This window comes from Rhizobium brockwellii (assembly GCF_000769405.2).
Lineage (GTDB): Bacteria > Pseudomonadota > Alphaproteobacteria > Rhizobiales > Rhizobiaceae > Rhizobium > Rhizobium brockwellii.
Genome location: NZ_CP053439.1, coordinates 3001994 through 3014700 on the forward strand (window position 1 = coordinate 3001994; position 12707 = coordinate 3014700).

The window sequence follows — 12707 nt, forward strand, 5'->3', positions numbered from 1 at the left end:
CGGCACCGTCGGGAACCGATCCAAGCGCAGCGCGTGACCGCATAAAGCCGCGGTCCATAAATCGGCTCCAGCATATCTCAGTTCGATCGAAGCTCCTTGATCCCGGTCAATGCCTCGTGCGCGGGAGCACATAGGTTGTCGGGGGAGCCTTCAATGAAATCGTCGCGACAAGCCCGGAGCCCATGATGAATCTGACGGCGCAGACACCCGCCCCCACGACGCCTGCGGTGATCGGACTGACAAGCATCGAGGCCGAGGAACGCCTCGCCGAGCTTGGACCCAACATGCTGCCCGAGCCTGAGCCCCCATCGCCGCTGCGGGTCTTTCTCATCCAATTTCGCAATCCGATCATCTACATCCTCTTGCTGGCATCGGCGCTCTCGTTTGCGACCGGCAGGATCGAAGACGGCCTGTTCATTCTCGTCGTGCTTCTGATCAATGCCTCCATAGGCACCTACCAGGAGTATTCTGCGGATCGAGCGGCCGCCGCCCTTCGAAGGCTCGAGCAGCCGTCGGCCAGGGTCATACGGGACGGCGTGGCTTGCAGGATCGAGGCCAAGCGGCTGGTCGTGGGCGATCTCGTTCTTCTGGAATCCGGCGACCGAATCCCTGCCGATCTGATGCTTGTCGATGCAAGTGATCTCCGATGCGACGAGTCGCTTCTGACCGGCGAGTCGATGCCGGTCCCCAAAGGGCGAACCGTCGAAGGATCGTCGGATGAAACCGCCAGTTCCATGCTGCGCGCGGGTTCCCTGGTGACGCGCGGGCGAGCCAAGGGCGTCGTGACCGCTACGGGTACCGCGACCATGCTTGGCGGCATCGCAGCCGAGTTGGGAAGAGCCAGTTCGTCGCAGCCCCCGCTTGTTGCCCGTCTGGCGAAGTTCACGAATGCGCTCGCGGTTTTCGTAGGATTGGCAGCTTTGGTGCTGGTCGTCGCGGGCTTCATGCGGGGCCTCCCTCTGCACGATCTTGTCATGATGTCCGTAGGTCTGGCGGTGAGCGCTGTTCCTGAAGGGCTTCCGATCGCGATCTCCGTCGCGCTCGCCGTCAGCATGCGGCGGATGGCCGCCCGCAACGTCATCGTCCGACGCATGCCGGCTGTTGAGGCCCTCGGTTCGACCACGATAATCGCCACGGATAAGACGGGGACCTTGACCAGCAACGTGCAGACGGTGACCGAAATTCGCCTGCCGGACGGCACGGACATCGCCCTTGACGCCCATTCCGATCTCGACAAGTGCGAGATCAGGGCGAGCGGCCTGGACAGCGACCTTGTCCGCGAGAGGGCGCGCAGGCTGCTACGCGCTGCACTGCTCGCAAACGAAGGAACCCTGGCTCGCCGCGACGATCTGTGGGTCGCCGCCGGAGACACGGTCGACGTGGCGCTTCTTGCAGCAGGACGGAAGGCCGGGCTGGGACAGGAAGAGTTGAACGACCGATACCCGCTGGCGGCAAGGATCGCCTACGAGCCCGAGCACAAATACGCTGCATCCTTCCACCACGGCAGTGATCGGATTCATGTCTTCGTCAAGGGGGCGTCGGAGGTGCTCATAGAAATGTCTGATCGCATGGACTCCGCGGGAAGCGTAGTCGAAATCGACCGTGCGTCGCTTTTGGCGCAGAAGGAAGAAATGGCCGCTCGAGGCCTCAGGGTGCTCGCGTTCGCCGAAGGGGAAATCGGCGCGTCCCTCGCCGGAAGCCTCGGACACGGTCACCTTGTCGATCTCGTGTTCTTGGGGCTGGCCGGACTGCAGGACCCGGTCCGGCCTGAAGTGCCGAACGCTATGAAAGACTGCCACGCGGCGGGCGTGGAGGTCGTGATGGTGACCGGGGACGACCCGCGGACCGCTGCCGCGATTGCCCGAGATGCCGGCCTGAGCTTTCACGCGGGCCAGGTGGTCTCGGGCCACAACATCGATGAAGCCGCGCGAGCGGGCGACCAACGGCTGGACGAGATCACAAGAGAGGCCCGCATCTACGCCCGCGTGCAGCCAGCGCAGAAATCGGCGATCGTCGCATCCCTGATCCGCAACGGCCACATCGTCGCCGTCACCGGAGACGGTGTCAACGACGGTCCGGCGCTGAAGAAGGCGCATGTCGGCGTCGCAATGGGCCTCAGGGGAACCGAGGTGGCGAAGGAAAGCGCCGATCTCGTCGTCACGGACGACAACTTTGCATCCATCGTCGCGGGGATCGCAGAAGGCCGGGCCGCCTATCGCAACATCCGCAAGGTAGTACTGATGTCGGTCGCAACAGGCGCCGCCGAGGTCCTGCTCTTCATGCTCGCGCTGCCGTTCGGCCTGCCCATGCCGCTCCTCCCTGTTCAGCTCTTGTGGCTCAATCTCGTGACAAACGGCATCCAGGACGTCGCGCTTGCCGGCGGCAGGCCGGAAGGAGACGAACTGGCGGGGCCGCCGCGTTCTCCGCTCGAACCTGTCCTCGACCGGACGATGATCCGGCGCGTCGTCCAATCGACGGTCGCGATCGGCGGAGCAGCATTCCTGGCGTTCCAGTGGATGATTGCGCATGGATATGGCGTTCCCGAAGCACGCAACATAACGCTTCTGATCTTCGTGATGTTCGAGAACGTCCAGACCCTGGCATGCTCCTCCGAAAGACGATCGATATTCTCCGTCGATATCCTTCGGAACCGATTCCTGCTCCTCAGCGTGCTCGCCGCCCAGACGATCCACATCTCGGCGATGTACGTGCCGTGGCTTAGCGGAACGCTCGGCCTGTCGCCGATCACGCCTCTTGAATGGGGCCTCAGCATGCTGATCGCTAGCTCCCTCGTTCTCGTGACCGAGGTAGACAAGTTCGTCTCCCGGCGACGCCGCGATCGTTCATCCCATGCTTGACGAAGATCAAAGAACGTCGCCGCAAGTGCCGTTATCCTCTCGATATTCAAAAAGAGAGGTGATCGAAATGTCCATTCGCACGGTAATGAGCATCCTGACTTCCAAATATTTCGACGAAGACCTGAAGGCCGCCGTGGAGTTTTGCGGAGCCTCCGGAGCGCATCTCAGCGCGGTCGTGATCTGCATGGGCGCGTCGCCGATGATGGGAGAATACAACTCCCTGTCGACCGTCTGGCTGGAAGAACGCCAGCGCGAAATCGAGGAACTCGTCAAGAAAGCCGAAGAGATCAAGGCGTATCTCTCGCGCACCGAACTCTCCTACGATGTGCAGGACGTCTATACGGAATATGCTTTTGCGCGGGAGGACATTGCAGAACGGGCGCTCTATGCCGACGTCGTTCTCGTCGGCCGCCAAGCGTGCAAGGACGAGGAACTCCAGAAGCGGGTCATGGATGGCGCTCTGTTCCATACGCCGACGCCGGTCATCATCAACCGCGGACGGCGGCCGCTCTCTTCCACTTCCAAATCGATCGTACTGGCATGGGATTCGAGCGACGAGGCGTCGCGTGCCGCAAGGCAGGCCCTCGACCTGTTGAAGACGGCGGACTGCGTCTACGTGACGATGATCGATCCAGTCTCGCGAGAGCGGGTGAATGGAGAAGAACCAGGCGCCGACATCGCGAGCTTTCTGTCCCGTCACGGGGTCAAGGTTCAGGTGGATCGCGTGGCCAGCGGCGGAAACACGGCCGACGAGGTCCTGAGGCAGCATGCGATGGACGTGAACGCCGATCTGATCGTCATGGGAGCATACAACCACCCTCGGTGGCAGCAGACGCTCTTCGGAGGCGTGACGCGCAACATGATCGAGCAAAGCAGCATGCCAATATTCATGGCGCATTGAGGGGGAAGGACACGGCCGCGCTCATGCGCTGCCGTGTCGGAGTGGCGGCATGTCGCTTTCAGACACGATGGGTACGACCATCTCCATCAGCGACGCCGCCGCTGGTCTCTACAAGATGGTCAACGTGTTGGTGTTGCAAGGGTCGCTCGCTCTTCATACGCAAGGGTCACTTCTGGCCGGAAGTCGCGGCTCGCCGGCTGTCGAGCCCTTCGCTTGGCGCCTTAGCCCGGCACCACCGTCCCCCAGTTCCGATACAAAATGTAAGCAGCGACCACGAAGATGAGCGCTGCGAACAGGCGGTTGAGGATGTTCTTGTAGGCGCTGAGCCGGGTGGCGAGCAGCATGCCGAGTACGCCGCCGACAATGCCACCGCCAATAAACTCGGAGGCAAGCCACCAATCCACCAAGCCTGAACTGGCATAGCTCAGGGCCGTCGCCAGTCCGAACGCAGCGACGGAGAGGAGAGATGTCCCGATCGCGTTGATCATCGGCATGCCCGTCGCCAGCATGAGGCCGGGAACGATCAGGAAGCCCCCGCCGATCCCGAAGAAACCCGATGTAGCGCCGGCGGCGAGTGCCACGGCGGCGGTGGCAAGGCACATCTTAAGATCGATGGGCCGACATTCTGCCGATACTGGCTTCCTGGGCTTCAACATCAGGACGCCGACGACGAGCATGAGAATGCCGAACAGGAAAATCAGGCGATCTCCGTCCATCGCCTTGCCGAGACTGGAGCCGCCGAGGGCGCCGACGACGCCGAGCGCGGAGAAGACGGCCGCGCAGCGCCACCAGACGTGCCCCTTGATCGCGTGGCTTGCGAAGTTCGCGAAGGCATTCACCGAGACCGCAAGCGCACCCGTTCCGATGGCGATATGCGGCTGGGTCACGCCAACCACGTAGAGTAGTAGCGGCGTCGCCAGGATGGACCCGCCGCCGCCGAGCAGGCCGAGCATGAAGCCGACGATTCCGCCGGAGCCAACTGCCGCCAAAATGGAGGTATTCACGTCCGTCTGCTCCATACTCTGTCATACAAGGTCATCCCGACCAGCATGGCGATGACGAACAGGAACGTCTGGGGAAGGCCGACCGATAGGGATGCGACTGCCGGACCGGGACAGAAGCCACCGATCCCCCAGCCTAGGCCGAACAAGGCCGAACCAACGACCAGCGGAGCATCGATCCGGCGGCTCGTCGGCACGTGGAAGCTGTCGTCAAAGGCTGGATGCTGCATCCGCTTCATCACCTGCACGCCGATAAAGGCGACGACGACGGCGCCGCCGAGAACGAAGGCAAGGCTCGGATCCCAGTCCCCGAAGACGTCGAGGAAGCCTTGGACGCGGACAGGGTTCAGCATGCCGGACAAGGACAGTCCTAAGCCGAAGACAACGCCCGAAGCGAGCGCCGCCACGAATTGGTTGATGTTCCGGTTCATAACCCCACACCTCGCAGAAATGCGACGGCGACCGCGCCAGCCGTCAGGAACGTGGCGACCGCTACCATCGACCGCGGCGACAGGCGGGCAAGCCCAAGCACGCCGTGGCCGCTGGTGCAGCCCGATCCCATGCGCGAGCCGAAGCCGACAAACAGCCCCGCGACGATGAGCAGCGGCCAACCGGTGGTGATCTGCACGACCGGCCAGCCGCCGAACATGAGCAGATAGGCGAGCGGCCCGAGCAGCAGCCCGAGCGCAAAGGCAAGGTTGGTCGTCAAACCGATCCCTTGAGCAAGACGCCCGACGATCCCGCTGATCCCGGCAATCCGGCCGTTGAGGAGCAGAAGCATGAGGGCCGACACGCCGATCAGCATGCCCCCGACCAATGAGGGGAGGTACGCGTTCACTTGTCATCCTTTACGCAGAAAATGTCATAGAGGGCGGCGACCAGTTGCGCGGCCTTCTCTTCCGTCAGGCGGTAGAAGATCTGTTTCCCCTCCCGCCGGGTTTCAACAATCCCGGAGCCACGCAGCACGGTCAGGTGCTGCGACAGATGCGGCTGGTGGAGGTCGAGCTTCTCTTCAAGCTCGCCGACCGAATACTCGCCTTCCACCAGGGTACAGACGATCATCAGGCGCGCCGGATGGGACAGCGTCTTCAGGAGGTTCGCTACCTCTCCGGCCCGGCTGGCCATCTCGGCGGGGGAAAGCCCCACCCTCCTCATCGCCTTTAGATCGGTGGTCATTCCCATGCTGCTCCCTGTAATGCATCGAGCGGAAATTTGAGGTAGCGCTGGCCGTTGGCTTCCGGCTCCGGCAGGCGCCCGCCGCGGATGTTCACCTGCAGGGCATGCAGGATGAGCTTCGGCATCGGCAGCGTCTTGTCGCGCTTCGTCCTGAGCGCCACGAATTCTTCTTCCGTCACGCCAGCAAGATGGCGGTTGAACTTCTTCTGATCGGCCACCGTGCTTTCCCAGCGAGGTGCCCGACCGTCCGGCTGGTAGTCGTGGCCGGTAAAGATCCGCGTCTCATCCGGGAGCGCGAGGATGTCCTGGATCGACTTCCACAGGACGCGGGCGTCACCGCCGGGGAAGTCGGCACGTGCCGTACCGCTGTCGGGCATGAAGAGCGTGTCGTGCACGAAGGCAGCGTCGCCGATCAAAAAGGTGATGGAGGCGAGCGTATGTCCCGGAGAGAACAGCACCTTGGCATCGATCGAGCCGACCTTGAACGTCTCGCCATGGGCAAACAGCCGGTCCCATTGCGAGCCGTCGGTGGCAAGCTCGGGCCAGTTGTAGATGCCCTTCCACAGCTTCTGGACCTCCACGACGCGCTCGCCAATCGCTGTCTGCGCGCCAGTCTTCTCCTTCAGATACTGGGCCGCCGAGAAGTGGTCGGCGTGCGGGTGGGTGTCGAGGATCCACTCGACCGTCAGCCCGTTGTCGCGGACGTAGTCGAGGATCGCGTCGGCATTGATGGTTGCCGTCGCTCCGGACTTCTCATCGAAGTCGAGTACAGGATCGACGATAGCGCACCTGCGGGTCACCGGATCGGAAACCACATACTGGACGCTCCAGGTCCGCTTGTCGAAGAAGCCCCTTACCTGCGGCCTGCGGGCAGCATGTTGCACGAGCCAGGCTGCGGCGGCGCTGGTGTCGAAGCCGCGGTTGCGTCCGAATTCGACGACCTCGTCGGCAGGCATGCGGCCGTCAAGGACCTCGCCGATCAAGTAGAGGCTTAGCGACCGAGTGCCGGTCTTGCAGTGGGCGAACACGGGTCCGTCGGATTCGTCGACGGCGCGCTGGAACGCACGTATGTCCGCCTCGGTGATCGTGCCGGCCGTGACCGGGACGAACGCATAGGACAGGCCGCAGTGCTTCGCTTCCTGGCTTTCCGCTTGCGTGCCTGGCTGTGCAGGATCCTCGCCGTCCGGTCGGTTATTGATGAGTGTCTTGAATCCTTTGTCGCGGAGCGACTGGATCTCCACAATACTCGGCTGCGACGAGACAGAAAGCTTCTCGGAAATAGCGGTGATGGGCATGATTGGCTCCGTGTTCGAAATCATTATATGTTATAATATAATTTATACCGATATATGATCAAGGTCGGGCTCGAAAGTTTCAGCGCTTGCCCTGTAGTTCCCGCGAAAAGGAGGACCACCATTGCCACGACAGCAAATCCAATCAGCAGCCTTTGGTTGTACGACGACGGAAGCGGAGACAGTACGGCCGCCTTCGTTCCCGGAGCCACTTTACCGCGGGCATAGCGCTTACTCGGCTTGAGGCGGTCAACCGCGCGGGACGACAGCCTTGGGCCCGAGCTCGCGGATAAGCCGGGCGCCCCGGATGGACGGCGAGCGATGCGATGACGCGGGCTGCGGGCCGATGTCCCCCTTGGGCCCCGCATCCAGTCCTTGCTGCGTCCGATAGGTGCTGGCTCACGGCGTCCTTCGCACCATTCGCCTGATCGGTCATTTGGCCCTGCTGCCCGGAAGCCCTAACTAGCCGTTCCCGTGACAACGGAAATGACACCGGAATGGCATCGGATCTGGCAACATCGGGCGCTGCGACTACGGACGCCCCTGGATGCTTGCGATCAGCCCCGCCGCGAGGAATCGCAAAATGATTCATGGCATTGCAGAGTTCCTGGACGCCTGTGAACGCGTTTGAAGCGATCGGGTCCTACGCCTCATAACCGCTTGGTTGGGGGTTCGAGTCCCTCCGGGCCCACCACTATTCCTCTAGTTCGTTTGGTTGTTTACTCACATATCCGACCCCACGACCTCGAACGGACCCCAATATAGCGGGTGGGCGAATCGTCCCGCGTCGACCGCCCTCAGGTCGCGCATCGCATCGCCAAGAGCGGACGCATACGATTTGTCCGCGGCTTTGGCTCTATTTTCGAACATTTGGGTGGTAAGCGCCGCCGTGGCCATGGAGTCGACCGCCCAATGCGAGACGACAAGGTTACGGGCTCCGGCGAAAAAAAACGCCTTCGCAAGTCCCGACAGTCCCTCGGCACCCACCTGCTCCGGCGCGGCGGTGTTGCAGGCGGAAAGAAGAACGACATCAGCGTTCAGGTTCAATGCCGCGATATCGCTGGCCGAAAGATATCCGTCATCGATCGCCGTCGCGGCGGCGGGAGGCGTCATGATGAGGCCTGCCTCCTGAAGGCCGCTAATTTCGCCCGCGAGCAGGCCGTGCGTCGCGAATGCCAATGTCTGGAAACGGGTAAGGTCTTCTGCCTTGAGCACCGTCTCCGTTGCATTCTGCCCGAGCAGCAGTGAATCATCGGATGCGTTGAAGGTCTTCTGGAGCGCACGCAATTCATCGGCCGTCTCCGGAAGACGCGGTAGGGCACGGATGTCGCTGACGTTTGCCCCGCCCCTCAAGGTAGCGATTTTCATCGCATCCACGCTGCCGCGTTCGGTGTCGGGATCGCCGTCAAGCGTCGGGTCGCCGATTCCCAGGAATGGCCGGTCACCTGCCTTCGCGTTCGCGCCCGCCCTGAGCATCGTCAGGGACGCAACAGACGGGACTCGGGTCACGACATATCTGTCCGAAAACCACTTCCCATTGACGAAGTCGTCGCGCTGCATTTCGGCAGTCAGCAACACCGCAAACGGTATGCTTTCGAGCGCGCCGTCGGGGACGAGGATGAGATGCTCGGGCGGCTTCGACCATTGCGCCTCGATCGGCTCGAAGAGCTGTCGATACAGCTGGTAGGCAGCTTCGCTGCGGAAAGCCGGAAGACGTCCACCACGAAGCTCAAGGCCACGCCGAAGGTCGCGGACCAGGCCATCGACGTCCTCGGAAGACATAGCGGTCTTAATCACGGTCGCCTTGGTCGAAGTCACGGCCATAACCAGATAGTTCTCGCCCGTGTTCAGGAACGCGATCAGCGCCTCTTTCTCGGTTAACTCCTGCGCAACCTGCGCGGCGGGCACGGCTACCGTGCCCGCGATTTCGACGTATCGGGGAAACTGCTTCGCGAGTTCGACGTCGAGTTCATCGACTTTGGCGGCCAGAGCCTTTCGGTCGTCTTGCTGTTCCGGAGACATTGTCAGCCATTGCTGGCGCAGTTCCTCGCGTTCTTTGGCAAGGTTCGCGAGGGCCGGCGATACAGCCGAAAGCCTGCCCGCAAGGCGCGCTATCGTCGCGCCCGTTCCGCTCGGCTTCATCATCTGAATGATCTGGAACATGGCTTCCAGATCGTCGGGAGAAAGATCGGTTCCATCGACGAGAACGTCCAGAGCCTCGGTCAGAGCCGGGCGGGCAATGCGGACGATCACTTCCCTGGTTTCGTTGCGCGAAAAGCTCTGAAGGCCAAGGACAAAGCGGATGTAGGAAACCAAGGCCTTTGCGTCCTCGCGAGCAGCCGGGCGGTCGTGAAGTCTTTCGTTTGCGATGATGCGTCCGTGATAAGCACCGATTACCCTTTCCCAATCGAGGCTCGATTGCGCTTCCTGGCCCCCACCTCGTCTGCTGTAAGACAGCTTTTGCGGGATGTGTTTGCTGAAGGCCGTGTTGGCCAAAAGCGGTTTCTCAAGTATCAGCCACCGCCATCCATCCAGGTACGTCTGTTCCTCGTAAGCTTCTGAGAGCCAGGCGCTGAAAATCGTCTGAGGCGCGCTGGCTGACTGATAACGCTCGATCGCAGGCCCAGCCCACGATCTGGCCATATCGATTTTGCCTGCCTCCAAAAGCGCAGTCGAAAGAAATGCTGCGTCGAAATCCTTCGAGAATCGATCATCGCGCCGGGCGTTTACTGGCATCTGCTGAATATAGGTTTCGTAGTCCCGCGGCTTTTCGAGGAATTTCCGTTCTCGGCTCGAGAGCTTTCTGTCTTCGAAAGCGGTGCTTTCTCCGGGTGCGAAGACCATTTTCGCCCATGGGCGGACTTGTTTGTATTCGGGTTCGTCCAGCAGCTTTAGAAGCCTCCAGTCAGGCACCGCGAAAAAAGGTTGGCTCTGAATGGACTGTGCGATATTTGGCGTTGATTTGAGCTCAGCGCGGAGAGTTTCGACGTCAACTGACTTTTCTTCAGTGCAGAATGAAACACGTACAACGGCTGGCAATTCCCTCGGTTGCTGCGCACATATGGCCTGAGCGACCTTCGGACCAATCACGGGCAGTTTTGAAACCGGGCCGGGGCCATCTTCTTCCTCGCCTGGTTTCGGAATTCTTGCGCCCAACGTTTTAAGTGCCGCCTCAAATCCTATTGGGTCGTCGCGAATTATCGAGGCGTAGAAGGCCAGTTCTGCAGGCGGATCGGCATCGATATCCGAGAGCCTCTCGTAGGCGGACAGGAAACTATCGGGCGACCCGTAGTATGATTCGAACGTCGACATTTCGCGCAAGCTCTCGACAAGGAACTTCTTCCCTTCTTGAGACTGTCCGGCAGCCGCTGGAAGAAGCTCGATGCCCATTTCAAGATAGCGAAGACCCTGCCCGATGTCGCCTTGCGACCTCATCCAGGCGGCCCACTGCACCGAATTCGCGCAGAATGGAGGTATCCCGCCATAAACCCTATCGTAACCGTCTGCGCTCTCATATCCGTTGTAGCTCCAGGGAATGAGCCTGCAGAAGTAGGCCGCTTTTGCCTTGTCGCCGGTGTCGTAAATCCCTTCCCATTGCCCCAGGAGGGTCATGAGATTATTACGTCCCTCGGCAATGAACGGCATAAGGTTGCGGTCAACAAAGAACCTTGTTGCCACATGGTCGTAGGGTACCATGTTCGGGGCCTCTTGATATTGATCCCAACCGACGGATTTCCCGGCATCTGGGTCGTCGTATATGAAGAACGGTGAGGGCTTCATTCGACCTATGAAAAGCTTCTGATCGCTCACACTTTTCGCCGCATTAAACGCCGAAGCGAGTTCGGCGTAAGCACCTTTCTCGTCGCCCCCGGACGCAAGTTCAGATGCCCTGGCACGTGCAGCCGCGAACGTTGCTATGAGCGGGTTCCCATCGGTCTCAGCGATCCTCAAGCGCCTGAGCGGACCTTCGAGACTTGCGTGGCCATCCCCTGTCGGCACGTTGTAGACGTTCCTCGCGATCTTGATTTCCGCCTCAGCAACCTTCCGCTTTGCATCGGCTCCATCAACGGCATCGAACAGCGTCGGAAAGAACTGAAGCTGATAGGCGTTGTCGTTGAACCGTTTCCAATGGATGGCCAAACCATTCCGGAGTGAGGCTTCGGCACTCTTCTTGTCACCGAGCGCAAGGTACGCCATGCCCGCGAACCTATATGCGCGGGCCCGCTGGATGATGAAGCCGTCGTGTTCCCCCTGGTAAGGCTTCAGCATATCCGCACCTGCGACAAGGGCCGCGGCAGCCCGCTTGAGCTTGTCGGTCTTCTGCGCTCCGCTCAGATAGTTCGCCTGCTTGAAGGCGGCTTCCCCGATGTCACAGAGCAGCACACCAACCTGAGGGCTCTTCTTGCCAGGCGGGACTTCGTTCATCGAAATCAGTCGACCGAGGACGACTACGGCGTCGTCAAGCTGGGCTGACGTCGCATAGTCGGTTTGGATGATCTCTTTTACAGACGAGTGCTCAGGCCCGATCGTCATGCCTTCCATGGCCGAGGCAGTGATAATGCTCCAGACCAGAGCGGATGCGCCCAGAACCGCGACAAGCAAGATACGGAAAAGGGTCATGGCCAGTCTCCGAATTCGATTGCGTCCGTCAGGGCTTCTTTCACCCGCGGGTCGAGGTTTAGCGTCGAGATTTGCTGGACCCCTTCGAAGGCCCAGTCTCCGCCGCTATCGGAGATCGCGGCAACGATCCTGGAGGCCCGATCATAATCGTCGATTTCGGCGTCGCCGGACGCTGCATCGAACCGGGATACACCGTACAGCGTATAAGAGACGACCTCGTCTCCGGCCGTCAGCTCCAGACGGATGGCCGTTTCATTCTTGACCGCAACAGTGACGGTTCCGCTTCGGCCGCTCTCCGTGACCACGCCTTCGGCCTCTCGTCCATTGGGCGTGATCGCGACCAGACGGAAGGGCGGCTTGCCATCCACCCACCGAAGCTGGAGTACGCGATCGCCGACGACAACAAGCGGCTTTGCAATGTTGTCCAACGCGGGCACGCGCGGTTTATAGGAATCCCGGCTACGCATGGGCTTTCTCTCCCGCTCGGGGTCCCACCAGCCAAGCATTTCCGCGAGCCGCTGGTATCGACCTGCGACCTCTCCCGCCAAGCCGGGGGCCGAAACAGCATAGTCGGACGTTATCTTCGCCGTGCATCCTTCTTCGGCCTTTTCCTGGTAATCAGGCGAAGCCAACCATTCGCACGTGCCTCCGCGGTTGATCTTCACGAATCCACGCTCGGGAACTTTCAACCGGTCTCCTTCTTCGAGGACGGTCCCGAGTTCGAACTTCATCGGAGCCCCGGCACGCGCGCCCCTCAACTCGTTCCCGGGGCCGTAATCCACGATCAGCGCCACACCTTCCGCGGCGTTACCGAATCGTCCCGGCCAGAGAATGCTGACCGTTAGAATTAATAAGCTTC

The 12707-nt window shown here is 61.1% G+C and carries 9 protein-coding genes; 2 read left to right on the top strand and 7 right to left on the bottom strand.

Translation table 11 applies throughout. From position 1 onward, the window contains the following. Positions 1-182 precede the first annotated feature (182 nt). Both RLCC275e_RS15035 and RLCC275e_RS15040 read left to right on the top strand, forming a co-directional pair. Complete coding sequence (locus tag RLCC275e_RS15035; protein ID WP_033180255.1) at positions 183-2858, top strand: cation-translocating P-type ATPase; 2676 nt, start codon at positions 183-185, stop codon at positions 2856-2858. A 67-nt stretch (positions 2859-2925) separates the two neighbouring features. After that, positions 2926-3759, top strand: a complete 834-nt coding sequence (locus RLCC275e_RS15040) for a universal stress protein (protein ID WP_033180670.1) — start codon at positions 2926-2928, stop codon at positions 3757-3759. Between the two features lie 221 nt (positions 3760-3980). Here the strand turns inward: RLCC275e_RS15040 and RLCC275e_RS15045 are convergent, their stop codons facing one another. From RLCC275e_RS15045 to RLCC275e_RS15075, 7 genes are all read right to left on the bottom strand, one after another. Further along, on the bottom strand, positions 3981-4778 hold the full coding sequence (locus RLCC275e_RS15045; RefSeq protein ID WP_033180254.1) for a sulfite exporter TauE/SafE family protein: 798 nt from the start codon (positions 4776-4778) through the stop codon (positions 3981-3983). Continuing rightward, positions 4760-5191 carry a YeeE/YedE family protein gene (locus tag RLCC275e_RS15050; protein WP_033180253.1) on the bottom strand — a complete coding sequence of 144 codons (432 nt, stop codon included), beginning with the start codon at positions 5189-5191 and terminating at the stop codon, positions 4760-4762. Before RLCC275e_RS15050 ends, RLCC275e_RS15045 begins: the two co-directional genes overlap by 19 nt. Then, on the bottom strand, positions 5188-5598 hold the full coding sequence (locus tag RLCC275e_RS15055) for a YeeE/YedE family protein (protein ID WP_033180252.1): 411 nt from the start codon (positions 5596-5598) through the stop codon (positions 5188-5190). Before RLCC275e_RS15055 ends, RLCC275e_RS15050 begins: the two co-directional genes overlap by 4 nt. After that, positions 5595-5942, bottom strand: coding sequence for a sulfite-sensing transcriptional repressor BigR (bigR, locus tag RLCC275e_RS15060; RefSeq protein ID WP_130672390.1), 348 nt, complete (start codon positions 5940-5942; stop codon positions 5595-5597). Before bigR ends, RLCC275e_RS15055 begins: the two co-directional genes overlap by 4 nt. Next, a complete protein-coding gene (gene blh / locus RLCC275e_RS15065; protein ID WP_033180250.1) occupies positions 5933-7231 on the bottom strand; it encodes a bifunctional sulfur transferase/dioxygenase Blh in 1299 nt (432 codons plus the stop codon). Before blh ends, bigR begins: the two co-directional genes overlap by 10 nt. Positions 7232-7951: 720 nt before the next feature. Continuing rightward, positions 7952-11848: a CHAT domain-containing protein gene (locus RLCC275e_RS15070; protein WP_033180249.1), complete on the bottom strand. Its 3897-nt coding sequence runs from the start codon at positions 11846-11848 to the stop codon at positions 7952-7954. Beyond that, positions 11845-12579 (bottom strand): hypothetical protein, encoded by a 735-nt coding sequence (locus RLCC275e_RS15075; RefSeq protein WP_033180248.1) that lies wholly within the window; start codon positions 12577-12579, stop codon positions 11845-11847. Before RLCC275e_RS15075 ends, RLCC275e_RS15070 begins: the two co-directional genes overlap by 4 nt. Positions 12580-12707 lie beyond the last annotated feature (128 nt).